Below are 15,880 nucleotides of genomic sequence, written 5' to 3' on the forward strand. Positions count from 1 at the left end.
CGATTGTTCTTGGTAGTGGATCATTATTTTTATATCCTGAAATTCACTTTTTCCACATATACTGCAGATTAATTCTTTTGAGTAGAGCGTTCTGCAATGAATGCAATATTTTTTCTCCACCTGCGGCCTTCCTCCTATTCTATATTTAAGTATTAAGAGGGATATTTTCTTTAAATAGAAAGACTTCTTGCTAACTCGTAAATTGAAAGATCTATCTTGTGCCGAACTTTTTCCACTTCTGCGAAGGTTGTATGGGTCAGCTGGCCATTTTTCAAACCTACCATTACACCTTGTTTCCCATCCGTGAGTAAATCTACGGCTAGCGCTCCCATTTGGCTGCCCATCATCCGATCATAAGCACTAGGAGATCCTCCTCTTTGAATATGCCCGAGTATGGTAACCTTTGTTTCAAATCCGGTTTTTTCTTGTATCTCTTTCCCCATTTGCATCCCTTTACCAACACCCTCAGCCACTACAATAATACTGTGTCTCTTTCCGCGCTGATGCCCCTGTTTGATCCGATCAATCACATCTTCTAAATCATAGTTGGCTTCCGGGATAATGATGGACTCCGCCCCGCCGCACACACCTGCCCATAAGGCAATATCTCCAGCATCGCGGCCCATCACCTCAATGACATAAGTGCGCTCATGGGAAAACGCTGTATCGCGAATTTTATCGATTGCTTCTACAGCTGTATTAACGGCCGTATCAAATCCAATCGAATAGTCTGTCCCTGCAATGTCATTGTCAATGGAGCCCGGGATGCCGACCGACGGAAATCCTAATTCTGTCAATTTTCTGGCACCTCTAAAAGACCCATCCCCTCCAATGACAATTACCCCCTCAATCTCCTTATCATTTAATCTTTGAATTGTACGTTTCTGTACCTTTGTGTCCTTGAATTCCTCGCATCTGGATGTTTTTAAGATTGTACCTCCCCGATGTATAATATCCCCTACACTTCCCAGGCTCATGGGAATAAAATCTCCTTCAATCAAGCCTTTGTAACCATTTTCCACACCAAATACTTCTAATCCCTTGTGTATTCCTCTGCGAACAACAGCACGAATGGCCGTGTTCATTCCAGGTGCATCCCCGCCGCTCGTTAATACTGCTATCTTTTTCATGCTTATTTCCTCCATAAAAAGGGCAGGTTCAAAAGCTTGAAGTCTGCCCTCATCCAAATTGTTCAGTGAACCTTATAGGAGCGATTTAAACTGAGAAACGATATTCTTAACAGTAAAACCATATTCTTCTATGATTTTTTCACATGGTGCTGAAGCGCCGAATTGATCTGCAGCAATGACGTGGCCACAATCACCCACGTATTTATGCCACCCCATGGAAGCGCCCATTTCAATCGCAAGCCGTGCCGGAACATTTTTCGGAAGCACACTTTCTTTATATTCTTGCGATTGCTTTTCAAAACGATCCCAGCTAGGCATGCTTACCACCGAAACACGAATCCCCTCTTCTTCAAGTGCCTGTTGGGCAAGAATGGCGAGGGAAACCTCTGAACCGGAGGCAAGTAACAGTCCATCCGAATTTTGGGCTTTGGAAACAACATAGGCTCCCTTCTTAACACCCTCATAGGCTGTCTTGGCGTCCACAAGTGTTGGCAAATCTTGACGGGAAAGGATTAGCGCGGTCGGTTCTTGTGTGCTTTCTAAGGCAAGTTTCCATGCTGCCGCTGTTTCATTTCCGTCTGCCGGCCGAATCGTTGAAAGGCCAGGCATAGCCCGTAACGAAGCCAATTGTTCAATCGGTTCGTGCGTTGGACCGTCCTCCCCGACTGCAATGCTGTCATGTGTGAAAACATAGATGACCGGCACTTTCATTAACGCAGAAAGACGTATTGCCGGGCGCAGGTAGTCAGAAAAAACGAAGAAAGTAGCCCCGAACACCTTTAAACCGCCATGTAGTGCCATTCCATTTACGGCAGCACCCATTCCAAATTCGCGTACTCCAAACCAAATGTTTCGTCCGCTATAATCTGCTGAACTAAAGTTTCCTTCACCTTTCATCAAGGTCTTATTGGAAGAAGACAAATCAGCAGAGCCGCCAAATAATTGCGGAACTCTTTTCGCAAGGGCATTTAACACCTCTCCGCCGGAAGAACGGGTTGCAAGCGTATCTTTGCCAATTTGGTATTGTGGTACATACTCATCCCAGCCTACAGGAAGCTGGCCGCTAATTGCATGTCTTAACTCGTATGCAAGAGATGGGAAGGCTTCCTCATAATTGGTAAATAAGTTATTCCAAGCCTGTTCCTTTTTCTGAGATGCCTCTTCAAGCTCCTTAAAATACAGTTTTACTTCTTCTGGGATATAAAAGTCCTCTTCGTATTCCCAGTTGTATTGCTCTTTTACGAGTTTTATTTCCGCTTTTCCAAGCGGGGCGCCATGTGCAGCAGACTTGCCGCCTTTATTAGGAGAACCGTAACCAATAGTTGTTTTCACTTCGATTAACGTTGGCTGCTCTTGATTGGCCTTGGCAGCAGCTATCGCTTTCGCTATTTCCTCAACATCATTCCCATCTTCGACCCGCAATACTTGCCAGCCGTAAGCTTCGAAACGGCCCTGAACGCATTCACTAAAGGACATATGGAGATCGCCGTCGAGGGAAATATCATTGGAATCATATACCACAATTAAACGGCCAAGCTTCAAATGACCGGCAAGTGAAGCCGCTTCGGCTGCTACACCTTCCATCAAATCCCCATCACCGCAAATACTATAGGTGCAGTGGTCAATCACATTGAAATCATCGCGATTATACACGGATGCTAAATGTCTTTCTGCCATAGCCATCCCGACTGCCATGGCAATTCCCTGCCCAAGCGGTCCCGTTGTTGCATCAACTCCAGCTGTATGGCCAAATTCAGGGTGCCCTGGAGTTTTACTTCCCCATTGGCGGAAATTTTTCAAATCTTCTAATGACAAGTCATAACCTGTTAAATGCAATAAGCTGTATAGCAGCATCGATCCATGACCTGCTGATAATACAAAACGATCACGGTTAAACCATCCTGGGTTTTTCGGATTATAATTCATAAATTTCGACCAAAGCGTGTAAGCCATCGGTGCGGTACCCATCGGCATGCCGGGGTGACCTGTTCCAGCTTTTTCAATTGCATCAATGCTTAGCGTTCTAATCGTGTTAATAGACAGCAGGTCTATATCTACCTTTTGCTCAATCATTATACTTCCCCTTTCTCCCTAATCGGCCCCTTAATTTGTAACCAAGTAGGCTTCCGCTTGCTGAGCCTTTCCCGACGAGCCGAATTCACGCATTTTGCCTTTCACTGTATCTTTAATTGCTTCACGGGCAGGTCCCAAGAACTTGCGTGGGTCGTATTCTTTTGGCTTCGCACTTAAAGCATCACGAACAGCTTTTGTAGCAGAAATTTGGCTTTCTGTATTTACATTAATTTTGGCTGTTCCAAGCGAAATTGCTTTTTGAATGTCCTTTGTTGGAATTCCTGTACCGCCATGAAGAACAAGCGGAACACCCGTTAGTTCTTTCACTTCCTTCATCCGGTCAAAACCGAGTCTTGGCTCACCTTTATATGGGCCGTGGACGGAACCTAACGCCGGTGCAAAGCAGTCTACGCCAGTTTCGCGGACCAATTGATCACATTCAGCAGGGATCGCATACATCGCATCGGCATCTTCAACGCTTAAATCGTCCTCTTGCCCGCCAATTCGGCCAAGCTCAGCCTCAACCGATACGCCAACAGCATGTGCCACTTCCACTACCCTTTTTGTTAATTCAATATTCTTCTCAAGCGGATAGTGCGAACCATCGAACATGACAGAAGTAAATCCGGCATGGATTGCTTGGACACACATCTCAAGACTCGGGCCATGATCAAGATGAATCGCGACTGGTACTGTCACCTTATAGGTTTCCATCAATTCTTTCACCATCGTAACAATCAGCTTAAATCCGCCCATATAACGAGCAGCGCCTTCGGATACGCCTAGAATGACCGGTGAATTTTCCTCTTGGGCAGCCTGTAAGATTGCTTGCGTAAACTCAAGGTTATTAATATTAAACTGTCCCACTGCGTAATGATTTTCTTTTGCGTGAATCAACATTTCTTTCATTGAAACTAATGGCATATTATTTCCTCTCCCTTTTTCAATTCAATTCTTCAACTGACAATACAACCTTATTTCCATAACGAGTGATACGCTTCAACCAACTGATATCTTTCACTTACCCCTTTACCGGTAATGAACGAATGGGTAAGCATTAAACCATTTTCCTTTTTCTTCACCCCCCGCATTAGCATTCCATCTGTAATCCCTGTTGCGGCAAAAAAGCAATCATCTGATTTCACAATTTCGTCTAACGTAAAGATTTGTTCGGGATTTTGGATTCCCATCTTAATACAGCGATTAAATTCTTCCTGATTTTGCGGGGCCAGCTGACCTTGGAAATCACCACCTAAACATTTCAAAGCGGTGGCAGCAATGACCCCCTCCGGAGCACCCCCTGTACCTACTAAAATATCAATGCCTAATTCGTCAATTGCCGTAGCAATTGCTGCTGTGACGTCTCCATCGGGGAATAACCTCACTCTGGCTCCGACCTCAAAAACCTGTTTAATTAAGTGGTCATGACGCGGCCTGTCTTGAATCATGACAGTTAATTCTGATAAATCCTTACCTAAGGCCTTTGCGACGGATATCATATTTTCCGTTAAAGATGCCTGAATGTTAATATGACCTTTCGCCTTTGGACCGACAGCAAGTTTTTTCATGTACATATCTGGAGCATGTAATAGGCTACCTCTCTCTGATACAGCAAGAACTGTGATCGAGTTTTCCTGTCCCTTTGACAAAAAAGTCGTTCCTTCAACTGGATCCACCGCAATATCCACTAAAGGACCCTCACCTGTTCCCAGTTCTTCGTTAATATAAAGCATTGGGGCTTCGTCCATTTCCCCTTCACCGATCACAACCCGTCCGCTCATCTTAATGAGATTCATTCGATTGCGCATCGCTTCTGTTCCGGCGTGGTCGGCATCATTTTTATTGCCTTTTCCGATCCAAGGATAGGCAGCAATCGCTGCTTGTTGTGCGACAGAAAGAAAATCCATTGCCAGGGAATGAACATATCCTTCTTTTACAACACTACTAGTACCCAAAACATCACCCCTTGTGTTTGTTATAAATTCTGGAGTCAGAATATATGGTAAATTCTGAATCACCTGTACAATTATGATTATAAATAGTATAATAACATTATGTAAGTACGCACTTTAACTTCATATAGTATCAAATAATATACTAATAAAGAATTTTGGAGGATTGATGATGGGCCATATTGATAGTAAGACCTTTAACTGTGAAAAAGAATTGACGTTGGAAATTATTGGTGGAAAATGGAAGATGCTGATCTTATGGTATCTTGGCAAAGAAGGCACGAAACGATTTAACGAACTAAAATCTCTGATGCCGGGAATTACGCAAAGAATGCTTGTTAATCAATTACGCGAATTAGAGGAAGACCAGATTGTCCATCGTGAAGTTTATCCCGTAGTCCCTCCAAAAGTAGAATACTCACTGACCGAGCAGGGGAAATCCCTAATGCCTATTCTTGAATCAATGTATGAATGGGGAAAGAACTACATGGATACGGTATTGGTTGAAAGAAAGAAATTGATTGAGGCAGATTAATCTCCTTTTAAAAATACTTTCTCAATGAAAATCCCTGTCAATCTTTACTCTCGTATTGATTGACAGGGATTTTTATCTTCTAGTTCACCTTTACTTTTGCTGATTGTTCCATTTTTTCAGCGACAAATTTCACAAGCTCAACTACCCTGTTTGAATATCCCCATTCATTATCATACCATGCCAGTACCTTTATTTTCCTTTCACCGATTACCATCGTTGATAATCCATCGATAATAGCCGAATGAGAATTTGTATTAAAATCAATGGAAACAAGCGGTTCTGTTGTGTATTCTAAAATTCCGTTTAAATAGCTGCCCGCAGCATAAAGAAAGGCAAGATTAATGTCATCAACCGTTACATCCGATTTTAAATCAACAACTAAATCGACAAGTGAAACATTAGGCGTTGGCACACGAAGTGCAAGGCCATGTAATTTACCTTTTAAATGCGGTAATACCAGTGAAAGTGATTTTGCTGCACCGGTGGTTGTCGGGATAATACTCTGGGCACATGCACGGGCACGCCGCAGGTCCTTGTGTGGATTATCAAGATTATTTTGATCATTCGTGTAAGAATGTACCGTAGTAACCAAACCATTTTCAATCCCAAACTGCTCATCCAACACTCTTACTACAGGCGCAAGACAATTTGTTGTACATGAAGCATTAGAAATAATAAAATGCTGATCAACATCCAACTGATGTTCATTTACCCCCATCACTACCGTTATATCCTCGTTTTTTCCGGGGGCGGTTAAAATCACTTTCTTTGCCCCTGCCTCTAAGTGAAGCACTGCTTTCTCCCTGGAATTAAACTTCCCGGTCGCTTCGACAACGATGTCTATATTGTATTCCTGCCAGGGAAGGTATTGAGGATCCCTGCTATTTAACAACTGAATGGTGCGGCCGTTTACAATCAAGGCTTGATCAGCCGGAATGACCTCGCCATTAAATTTGCCATGAATCGAATCGTATTTGATTAAGTGGGCCAAGGTTTCTGCAGGATAGCTGGCATTGATTGCGACGACATCAAGTGTTTCATCCACAATCGCCTTACGGAAAACAAGCCTGCCGATTCTTCCAAAACCATTGATGGCTACTCTCGCTTTCATTTCCTAATTCCTCCAATCCTGTTGTTTCAATCGCTTTTACCTACCACCAATTAAATCCATCTTCCTCCAATAGTTGTTCAGCTGCTCTTGGACCCATTGTTCCGGCAGAATAACCATGAAGCAGCAAAGCATTTTGCTCAAACGCCTCCAAAATAGGCTGCACCCATTTCCAAGACAATTCCACCTCTTTCCACTGTACAAAGAACGTGGAATCACCATTTAGAGCGTCGAATAACAAGAGTTCATAAGCCTCCGGGACATCCTTTTTATTTGCCGAAAAGGTGACCTTAATAGGCTCGATTTTGCTGTTATTTAATGGATTTTTACTATTAAATTGCAGCAAAACACTTTCGTTCGGACTGATTTCAATGATTAAAAGATTAGGAGGTGTTTTCTCATTTTTTTCTTTATATAAATCTGATATTGTATTTTTAAATTCAATGACAATTCTAGTGGACTTCTCCTTCATTCTTTTTCCTGTTCGGATATAAAATGGAACACCGCCCCAAAAGGCATCATCAATCCAGAGACGGGCAGCAATAAATGTGTCATTCATAGAAGATGGCTTGATTCCAGGTTCTGCCGTGTATGATGGAACTGATTCCCCATTAATCTCCCCAAGACTGTATTGGCCCCTGACCAAATTTTTTCCTACATCGTCCAGTTGCAATGGCCTCAAGTGTTCCAATACTCTAATTTTCTGTCTGCGAATTTCGTCTGCACTTAATTTTTCCGGTTGCTGCATAGCAGTCAACATCACTAGCTGCAGCAGATGATTCTGGACCATATCACGAATGGCACCTGCCTGGTCGTAATAATCCGCTCTTTCCTCAACACCGACCGTTTCGCTTGCTGTGATTTGAATATTGGAAATATGTTTATTACTCCATAACGCCTGCAGCATTGGGTTTGCAAACGCCAATGCTTCGAGATTTTGAACCATCGGTTTGCCGAGATAATGATCAATGAGATAAATTTCATCTTCTTCAAAGGCTTCTCTTAATTTTGCATTTAATTCCTGTGCAGACTTCAAATCATGTCCAAATGGCTTTTCGATAACCAAACGTTTCCATCCCTTACTTGACCCTAATCCGCTTTTTTTGATGTTCAGCGCGATCACATCAAAAAACTCCGGGGCGACGGATAAATAAAAGAGGCGGTTTTCAGGAATACTCAACTCTTGCTCATATTTTTGAATGACATTTAGTAGTTGTTTATAATTTTCTTGATCGGTAACATCCAATGGACGATAATGAAAAAACCGTAAAAATTCCTTTATCTTGTAAGCGTCTACATTTTTGGAACGTTCGGAAAATGATTGCAGAGATTTTTCAACATGTTTTTGAAATACTTCATCTGACCATTCTCTTCTGCCTAATCCAATGATTGTTAATGAATCCGGCATTTTTTTATCCAAAAATAAATTAAACAGTGAAGGAAATATTTTTCTCTTTGCCAAATCACCGGTTGCGCCAAACAAAACGAATGTCAACGAATCCAATTCCAATGGCTTCACACTGTTAAAATCACTGACTACTGATTTAATCTCCTTAGGGATCATTACACCATTCATGCCTTTCCCTCCTGATTTTTAGATCTAAAAAAACCTTTTATTAACAATTTTCCCAGTCGTTTGTTATTGTTTCTTATGAGAATAGTATAATCTCAAAAAATTTTATTTGTAAGTACGCACTTTTTTAATATATAGTATAAAAAAATACACCTGGTTCCAACAATTTTGAATAGTCGGAATAATAAAAAGCGAACAAAATAGTGGTATAAATACAAAAAAACAGCCCAAGCTCTCACAATGCCTGTGGCTGTTCATTACCTAAAAAATTCAACTTGATAAAAGTTAATCGTAATACCTTCTGAACCAACCTTTTATAAATTTATAGTTTTGTCACATATTTCCGTGCTATAAAAAGACATAAAAGTGACAATGCAGGAATGCCTATCATTGAAAGATATGGAGCAAATGCAAAGCCCCAAAATGAACTCATTTCTGGCACACAAGTTCCTCCCCTATGTTCAATTTAATTAAATTATTCCGGTATCCAGCATTCGTTGTTCACCAAAACGAGTTAGGACAAACTTAAATAATATCTTCCCCTTCCCGAAGTGCTCCCCCTCGTCAAGCTTTTCGTCAACTGTTTCAATAAGTGCCCCAGAAAACAAATCTGTTAAAGTTACCCGTACGTTTCCCATTGCATAAGCACCATCCAATTTATACTCCTCAAGAATCTGCCTTACAATTTCATAATCCCATATTCCTTTATGAATATTCCCTATGGTGTTTTCATATACAATTTGTAATATCCTCCCTTTAATGTGTATTTTCGGCATATTGCATGACCTCCTCATCCTTTTTATTATCCACAGACACTGACCGGATTTCCTCTTCATCTCGTTTTTCTGTAAACATAACAAATCCACCAATAATAACAACAATAGCTCCCACTACGAAATTCCATTTTGGCAAAGTCAGGGTGAAAATACTTATAAAAATGATTGAAAATAATCCGTATAAATCCCCGATTGCCTGACCTCTGCCCACACCTATCAACGGGAATGATTTGTACCATGAAACATAACAAAATCCAAATGTAATACCTGCTAGAAGCAGCCAAGTGATTGGAAGAACAGACATTGTTTTTGCAATCACTGGAAGAACCGGTACATTTCCAAAAATCATGAAAAGTGGTAGAATGACAGCTAACCACCAGAATACCTCGCCTGTAAATCTAAGGGTTAAACCAACATCAGGGTCTGTGACATCTAATGCTCTTCCAGCAATGGCCCCTTCAATACCCCAGCCAACTGCAGCCATTAAGCCTCCAATGTATCCTATCCAAGCACTTGAATTACTGCCCTGAAGTTCTTCTAAAATACCTGGCGCAAATACAACTAACCCACCTGCAACAATTGCAAAAATACCTAAAACAGCCCTCCGTGTAATCTTTTCACCGTACCATTTATTTGCCAAAAATGAACCTACAATAGGATACATCAGTGCGGCAACTGCAGCAAAAATTCCTCCAACGTAACCAATCGCCAAAAAGCTACCAAAAATCGCCATCGGCCCTCCGAAAATTGCAGCATAGAAGTACCACTTAGTAATTTTTCTAAACTGGGCCAATGTTCTACCGTAATCTTTCCACTTACCTAAGACACCCGTCCATATAAACATAAATAATAAAACAGATATTGCATTTAAAGCAGTTATAACCGCTGTCGCTGTTAAATACTCAGAATTTGAATGTGTCATTTGAGAAAAAGGAAACTCATACCAAATTGCTGATCCTGGCACATACCATGCTCCCCATAAAATCGCGGCCCATAAAGCCCACATATATCCCCAACGTACCATATTATTTTTGTATTTAGCTCTTGCGGCTCCTACTGGATTCATAAAACTCCTCCTCATCAAAATCGTTCTCAAATTAATTTTTATACTCTTTAAAATTTTCAGTAAATTATTGACATATAGATTGATTCACTTTTTTCTCACCCCTTCTTTGCCTCCTAAATTTTTATTAGTGTTCTATATGATCTATTGATGTTAGTAGCACAATCTTATAATTAATTACTAAAAAAGCCTACCCGATTTTCTCGATAATCGAGAAGGTAATTAAATTTCTATTTTTCTATTTATTAACCTATTAAATGGATTGAACTTTCCACCTATTTATTAAATTAAAAATGAGAACCTTATTGTTTAAAGGTTCTCATTTTAATTTGATAATATTAAGTCCCGAATTAGAACAAAAGTAAATAATGTACCTCTTACCTTTACAGTTTCCTTAAATCTTAATTAATGGAATTTAAAAATTGTTCAATTTGCCGTTTATGATGCTCATCGTGTTCAATAAATTCTTCGAGATAATTGTAAATCGCAAAATTATTTCCACTGTTATCGGTATAATTAGAAAAAAACTTTTTTTCTGGTAATAATGTTAAATTTTCAATAATTTCTTTTCGATAATGTATGGTCTGATTAAGAATGTCTTCTTTATTTTTCGTTTTAACATATTCAACTGCCTTTTTATTGAAATCATCGATATTAAGATTTTCAATTGTCACATGTTGATTAGTTTTAATCTTTAAAATAGCCTCCTCTAGCATATATTTATCCCAGACCATAATATGTCCAATAATATTTTTAACACTCCATTTATTTTCAGCAATTGGAGATGCCCATTTTCTTTCGTCAAGATTTTTTAAAGACTCAATAAAAGAAATAAACTCTTCATATTTTTGAATGGATCCTTTTTTATCAATAGTTTTCACCTTTGTACCCTCCCTATTTTAAATGTAGCGTTTTGTAAATTAACCATGAACGAATCAAGCTTATTTAGGTTTTTAACTATTAACTTAAATAAAAATCTGTGCGAACTACTTCACACAGATTGCCCATTTCTAACTAAATTGAGGCTCTTTCTTTAATGCCTTTTGCATTAATACGACTTCCTGGCTTAACTGTGTAATACGTTCTAAGACATCTTGGTCAACCAATTCATTTTTAGGACTAAAATGGTCATAATTAGTGTAAACAAAACCTGGCGCTACAAATGCTCGAAAATAACTTGCTATTGGTTTTAATTGATTTTCTATCACTAAATAATGCTGATATGTTCCTCCTGTAGCGACAAAACCCATTACTTTGTTTCGAAAAACCTTTGGAGGGACTAAATCAAATAAGTTTTTCAAGGCACCAGTGATTGATCCTTGGAATATCGGTGTTCCAATAATATAAAAATCTGCCGAAGAAACAATATCAATAACCTTTTTTGTATCCCCAGTATATGTGGCTGGATCACGTCCATCGCAGAACTGAACATCATATTGTTTTAAATCAAGTAATTCTATTTCAACATCAGGATTGTTTTTCTTTACCTCTTCTAACACTTTTTCAACTACAACTTTTATTTTCGCTCCTGTAATAGTCCCCGATATTCCTAATAATTTCATCTTTTTTCTCATTCCTCCTTGTAAAATCCTTGTCGTAAAAATAATGCCTTTTGTTCATAGAAAATTTTAATTTTATTAACTCAATGAAAAAATGGCTTAGCAAATGTTATCTTTACTTCATGATTTCAGAATGATAACCACCATCATTTCGAGTTCTTCTTCAGGACCCGAATAAGACGGTGGTTATAAAACTAGTGGTTATTCTCGTAGGCAATTTGCTTGTTTATTAATTTTATAGAAAAGTTTGGGACGTCTTCTTTTTATTCAAACCATGGAACTTCGATTAAAGAACGGCCAATCCATTCACGTAAAATTTCGTTTGTAGGTCCCATTACTGCCCCAGCACGACCGTCACGTAAGAATTTCTCTACTTGACCAGTTAAATAGCCTCTTCCGCCTGAAACTTGTAAAGCTTGATTTGTTACCTGAATGACAATATCAGCAGCATGAGTCTTTGCTTGCCAAACAGGTAAAAGATGATCTCCTATTTTTTCGCCATTTTTAACAAGTTGATCTAACCCCTGGGCTACTCGATATACTATGCTCCTTGAGCTGTCAATTAAAATTTGCGCTTTTGCTAGTTCGTGGCGAATAACCTGATAGCTGGCCACGGATTTACCAGTATCTGCGTGAACCTTTTTCTTTGCACTATCAATTGCTGCATTAAGGGCACCTTGGGCAACTCCAGTCCAACATGCAGCAGTTCCAAGTAAAAATAATGGGTCAATAACATTATCGTTAAAATAATTCATTCCGCCTTCAGTTCCAATGCGGTTATTAGTCGGAACAAAAACATCATTGAACTTCATTGGTCCGCTTGAATTACCGCGTAATCCCATTGCGTTAAACGGGAAGAATTCCAACCCCTCTTGATCATTATGAACAAGTAAAAACATGAGCTTATCATCCAGTTTGCTGTCTGGAGAATTTGTACATACAATATACCAGTCAGCTTCTCCCGCACTTGTAACAAATGATTTATGTGCATTTAATAAGTATCCATCCCCATGTCTTGGTGCTGAACTCACCACATTCCAAAAATGACTTCCAGTAGCTGGTTCACTGAATGCAAGTCCTCCAACTTCTCCCTTAAGTACGCCAGGAATAAAGCGCCTACGTTGTTCCGGATTTCCTGCTGCATAAAGTGTCTGCGTGGCTGCTGTATGCATTACCCAACACATCGTAGAAGAGGCACAATATTGAGCAAAAGTTTCAGCCAATACAGCAAAACCTGTGAATCCTGCTTCAAGACCGTCGTCAGAAGCAGGAACAGTTACAGCACCAAACCCTGCTTCAGCAATTTTCCTTAAGCTTTCCCGAGGATATAGACTTTGCTGATCAGAAATAGAAGCACGAGGAAGCAGTTCATTTTTACCAACTAAATGTGCCTTTTCTTGTAATTCCTCATACCCCGACGGGCAAGTCCACCACTGAGGAATCTGCATAATACCTTCTTCTAGTACCGTATTATTTACTGTCAACTCTCTTCACTCCTTGATAGTTTTTTTATACTTCTCATAATCTTACAAAAAGTTCCAAAAAGTTTTATGAGATGACTTTATATTCACATAGAAAATTAATAAAATAAATCATAGTTTCCCGAATATTGGGAAAAATTAAAATATTTTTTAATTTTGTTAAAATTAACCAAATCCATAAAATAATTCAAGTAATAATCCACTTGCCACATAAATTAATATAATTTTGTAGGCTAGTGGATGTAAGGCTAATTTCAAATTGTGTTATTAATACCTTGATTATTTACTAACTAAATCTAAAGTAATGGCTTAAAAAACCTTAAGTAGGATATATTAAAATAATATATTGCTTTGTTTTTATAAATTTAAAAACAAATAAACTCTTTATATTTGGAACCATTCTGTTTTTAAAATTCCATGCAGAAAACAGATTTGGCACGGGTACCGGGTAATGACCAACCTAATAGTTGCTCAGCTTGTAAAAAGCTGCCTTGTACGAGAAGATTTCGAATTCGGCTGGAAGAAATGACTATTCCTGTATTACAACAAACCGGCTCTATGACAGTGACAGAAAAACGTTCACGTAAAGTATTAATATCTCCCTCTCTATTTTTACCAAACTTAAAGTCGTGTCCTTCATATATTGCCAAGGGATTTATATCTGAAATTTCACTCAGGAAGGCATCTACTCCCCTAGTAATATAATTAAAATCAAAGGATGCAACAATGACATGATCTACCCCAAGTGATTTTAATCTGTTTATTTTTTCAGATAAAGGTGTCAAGAGTAATAAATTTTTGAAGAAAACTTTAGGTGGCGGATCAAAGGTATAAACAACCAGAGGTACTCCGAGCTTATTTGCATGGCTTCTTGCTCGTTGTATCAATACCTGATGCCCTCGGTGAACTCCGTCAAGGGCTCCAATCGCTAATACTGACTTAGAAAGTTGTAAACTCCTCGTGGTATGTACTTTCAATGAAACCACTCCTTTACACTTTGATAATTTCCTTTCTAACCGTACTGATATCGTATTTATTTAATTTAAACTTAAAATGTAGCCAGTTAACACTTTTGGTATTAGTAACTATTTTAAGACAGCGCTTTCAGAAAACAAAGTATGCACTTTTATTTCATTTAGTGATTTGTAATATACTTTTGTATTAATCGAGTAAAAACAGGATAATAATTTACAAATACAAACAAGCATTCTTTGAATTATATAATTTATTCCAAAGAAAAAAGGATGCCACAAGGCAATCCAACTGTCTTCTTTTAGCGGTCATTAGTGACGACTTGGAAATTCTAATTAACTGAGAAGTAGTCTATTATTGAGGTATTTTACGGGATTCGAAAGGATCTTAGATTTGAGAGTAATTATTGATAATTTAATTTTATAAGCATCAAAAGCTAGATTAATTATTCGTCGCATGATTCTTCTCCATAAGTTTCATTCGCTTTAAAGATACATTCCCAACATACACTCCTGTTTTTTTCCATTATCGCTAATTCTTCCCCACAAGTAATACATACATCGATTTTCATAATATCACCTCTTTTCAGGATGTCTTCTTCAAAAAAAGTACCTGATATTCATTTAAATACATATCCAATTCTTGGCTGCATTTAACAGTCTTTTCACAGGTATACCCCGCTAACTGAGCAAATTCAATCATTTCTTTTCGCTTTAAGTAAATATTTTTAAGTAACACTTCCTTTAAATTTTTATTCATCAACTCTTCTCCTCCCATCATAATAGAAATGTTTTAATAGCAACAAAATCTTCATGTGAGTACATATTAAAACCTAAATAGTATAAGAAAAAGTGATAAATTAAATTTAGCTAATAATAAAAATTTAGAGATTATCTATACAAGATTTCAATTTTATCCTGATATCTACCTGATGAATCTCTAATGTTAATCTTATTTATGATCCATAATTTTATTATAATTTTAAAGCAATAAACTGGTAAGTATGCACTTTAAGAACATATAGTATAAAAAATAATACTGTGAATTGTTAATTACAAAGTACATGTTGTTGGTTCTTAATAATTTGTTCTACTAAATTTCTAATTTCAAAATCATCTAATTTAAATACCCCTTCACCTAATTCAGGCATTATTTCAAGCACCTGCTTTTCATAACTTTCTCGTTCTAATTCTTTCATATAATACCGTTTTAATACGAACGTCATTTTTATAACCTCCTTTAATTTAAAAAGATAACTTTTAATATTCTTTATTTTATTGAATTTTTCAACAATATTACTCAAAGTTCGATATATTCCAAGTATAATAACTCTTCATTCTATTCGTAAGTACGCACTTTTTTGTCAGATAGTATCAAAGACCTGCTTTTTCTTTCCAAAAGAAACAAAAGGAACAGTATACTTTTTAACACTATATGTTAAAAAAGTGCATACTTTGTTTTTTGGAAATTACAGCTTATAATAACAGTGAAGCAAACAAAATATTAGAGGAGGAACAAAAAATGGAATTACAATTAGCTCTAGACCTTGTAAATACTGAAGAAGCAATTAAATTGGTGGAGGAAGTTAAAGACTACATTGATATCGTAGAAATCGGTACACCAGTAGTTAAAATCGAAGGTCTTCAAGCAGTAAAAGC

General features: G+C 38.1%; 16 protein-coding genes. 2 read left to right on the plus strand and 14 right to left on the minus strand.

Translation table 11 applies throughout. From position 1 onward, the window contains the following. Positions 1 to 170: 170 nt before the first annotated feature. The 4 genes from pfkA to glpX form a co-directional block, all read right to left on the minus strand. Complete coding sequence (gene pfkA, locus KHB02_RS23530) at positions 171 to 1,130, minus strand: 6-phosphofructokinase (RefSeq protein WP_213147531.1); 960 nt, start codon at positions 1,128 to 1,130, stop codon at positions 171 to 173. 72 nt (positions 1,131 to 1,202) lie between these two features. Beyond that, positions 1,203 to 3,203: a transketolase gene (tkt, locus tag KHB02_RS23535; RefSeq protein ID WP_213147532.1), complete on the minus strand. Its 2,001-nt coding sequence runs from the start codon at positions 3,201 to 3,203 to the stop codon at positions 1,203 to 1,205. Positions 3,204 to 3,233: 30 nt separating this feature from the next. Beyond that, complete coding sequence (gene fba, locus KHB02_RS23540; protein WP_213147533.1) at positions 3,234 to 4,127, minus strand: class II fructose-1,6-bisphosphate aldolase; 894 nt, start codon at positions 4,125 to 4,127, stop codon at positions 3,234 to 3,236. Between the two features lie 50 nt (positions 4,128 to 4,177). After that, the gene (glpX, locus tag KHB02_RS23545; protein ID WP_213147800.1) at positions 4,178 to 5,110 is read right to left on the minus strand and encodes a class II fructose-bisphosphatase; all 933 of its coding nucleotides are present in this window, start codon (positions 5,108 to 5,110) and stop codon (positions 4,178 to 4,180) included. A 217-nt stretch (positions 5,111 to 5,327) separates the two neighbouring features. On the opposite strand from glpX, the gene hxlR reads away from it, so the two are divergent. Continuing rightward, on the plus strand, positions 5,328 to 5,690 hold the full coding sequence (hxlR, locus tag KHB02_RS23550) for a transcriptional activator HxlR (RefSeq protein ID WP_213147801.1): 363 nt from the start codon (positions 5,328 to 5,330) through the stop codon (positions 5,688 to 5,690). A 79-nt stretch (positions 5,691 to 5,769) separates the two neighbouring features. Here the strand turns inward: hxlR and KHB02_RS23555 are convergent, their stop codons facing one another. The 10 genes from KHB02_RS23555 to KHB02_RS23600 all read right to left on the minus strand — a co-directional run bounded on the left by KHB02_RS23555 (position 5,770) and on the right by KHB02_RS23600 (position 15,447). Further along, on the minus strand, positions 5,770 to 6,801 hold the full coding sequence (locus KHB02_RS23555) for a glyceraldehyde-3-phosphate dehydrogenase (protein ID WP_213147534.1): 1,032 nt from the start codon (positions 6,799 to 6,801) through the stop codon (positions 5,770 to 5,772). A gap of 40 nt (positions 6,802 to 6,841) precedes the next feature. Continuing rightward, entirely contained in the window at positions 6,842 to 8,302 is a 1,461-nt protein-coding gene (gene zwf, locus KHB02_RS23560) for a glucose-6-phosphate dehydrogenase (RefSeq protein WP_213147802.1), read from the minus strand. Between the two features lie 539 nt (positions 8,303 to 8,841). Next, complete coding sequence (locus KHB02_RS23565) at positions 8,842 to 9,147, minus strand: hypothetical protein (protein ID WP_213147535.1); 306 nt, start codon at positions 9,145 to 9,147, stop codon at positions 8,842 to 8,844. Next, positions 9,128 to 10,213 carry a DMT family transporter gene (locus KHB02_RS23570; protein ID WP_213147536.1) on the minus strand — a complete coding sequence of 362 codons (1,086 nt, stop codon included), beginning with the start codon at positions 10,211 to 10,213 and terminating at the stop codon, positions 9,128 to 9,130. Before KHB02_RS23570 ends, KHB02_RS23565 begins: the two co-directional genes overlap by 20 nt. Before the next feature lie 398 nt (positions 10,214 to 10,611). Then, positions 10,612 to 11,091, minus strand: a complete 480-nt coding sequence (locus KHB02_RS23575) for a DinB family protein (RefSeq protein WP_213147537.1) — start codon at positions 11,089 to 11,091, stop codon at positions 10,612 to 10,614. 129 nt (positions 11,092 to 11,220) lie between these two features. Beyond that, entirely contained in the window at positions 11,221 to 11,772 is a 552-nt protein-coding gene (locus KHB02_RS23580) for an NADPH-dependent FMN reductase (protein ID WP_213147803.1), read from the minus strand. A gap of 260 nt (positions 11,773 to 12,032) precedes the next feature. Continuing rightward, the gene (locus KHB02_RS23585) at positions 12,033 to 13,253 is read right to left on the minus strand and encodes an acyl-CoA dehydrogenase family protein (protein ID WP_213147538.1); all 1,221 of its coding nucleotides are present in this window, start codon (positions 13,251 to 13,253) and stop codon (positions 12,033 to 12,035) included. 404 nt (positions 13,254 to 13,657) lie between these two features. Further along, positions 13,658 to 14,236 carry an FAD synthetase family protein gene (locus KHB02_RS23590; RefSeq protein WP_338088320.1) on the minus strand — a complete coding sequence of 193 codons (579 nt, stop codon included), beginning with the start codon at positions 14,234 to 14,236 and terminating at the stop codon, positions 13,658 to 13,660. A 571-nt stretch (positions 14,237 to 14,807) separates the two neighbouring features. Next, entirely contained in the window at positions 14,808 to 14,981 is a 174-nt protein-coding gene (locus tag KHB02_RS23595; RefSeq protein ID WP_241114047.1) for an aspartyl-phosphate phosphatase Spo0E family protein, read from the minus strand. A gap of 289 nt (positions 14,982 to 15,270) precedes the next feature. Then, complete coding sequence (locus KHB02_RS23600) at positions 15,271 to 15,447, minus strand: hypothetical protein (protein WP_213147540.1); 177 nt, start codon at positions 15,445 to 15,447, stop codon at positions 15,271 to 15,273. Between the two features lie 296 nt (positions 15,448 to 15,743). On the opposite strand from KHB02_RS23600, the gene KHB02_RS23605 reads away from it, so the two are divergent. Next, the coding region (locus tag KHB02_RS23605; protein WP_241114048.1) for an orotidine 5'-phosphate decarboxylase / HUMPS family protein at positions 15,744 to 15,880 on the plus strand (137 nt) is incomplete at its 3' end.

The sequence above is a fragment of the Neobacillus citreus genome, assembly GCF_018343545.2.
GTDB classification, from domain to species: Bacteria; Bacillota; Bacilli; order Bacillales; family Cytobacillaceae; genus Neobacillus; species Neobacillus citreus.

Excerpts from the sequence above, each read along its gene's own strand:
- pfkA (WP_213147531.1), bottom strand. The coding sequence starts at position 1,130 with ATGAAAAAGATAGCAGTATTAACGAGCGGCGGGGATGCACCTGGAATG.
- tkt (WP_213147532.1), bottom strand. The coding sequence starts at position 3,203 with ATGATTGAGCAAAAGGTAGATATAGACCTGCTGTCTATTAACACGATT.
- fba (WP_213147533.1), bottom strand. The coding sequence starts at position 4,127 with ATGCCATTAGTTTCAATGAAAGAAATGTTGATTCACGCAAAAGAAAAT.
- glpX (WP_213147800.1), bottom strand. The coding sequence starts at position 5,110 with ATGGATTTTCTTTCTGTCGCACAACAAGCAGCGATTGCTGCCTATCCT.
- hxlR (WP_213147801.1), top strand. The coding sequence starts at position 5,328 with ATGGGCCATATTGATAGTAAGACCTTTAACTGTGAAAAAGAATTGACG.
- KHB02_RS23555 (WP_213147534.1), bottom strand. The coding sequence starts at position 6,801 with ATGAAAGCGAGAGTAGCCATCAATGGTTTTGGAAGAATCGGCAGGCTT.
- KHB02_RS23565 (WP_213147535.1), bottom strand. The coding sequence starts at position 9,147 with ATGCCGAAAATACACATTAAAGGGAGGATATTACAAATTGTATATGAA.
- KHB02_RS23570 (WP_213147536.1), bottom strand. The coding sequence starts at position 10,213 with ATGAATCCAGTAGGAGCCGCAAGAGCTAAATACAAAAATAATATGGTA.
- KHB02_RS23580 (WP_213147803.1), bottom strand. The coding sequence starts at position 11,772 with ATGAAATTATTAGGAATATCGGGGACTATTACAGGAGCGAAAATAAAA.
- KHB02_RS23595 (WP_241114047.1), bottom strand. The coding sequence starts at position 14,981 with ATGAATAAAAATTTAAAGGAAGTGTTACTTAAAAATATTTACTTAAAG.
- KHB02_RS23600 (WP_213147540.1), bottom strand. The coding sequence starts at position 15,447 with ATGACGTTCGTATTAAAACGGTATTATATGAAAGAATTAGAACGAGAA.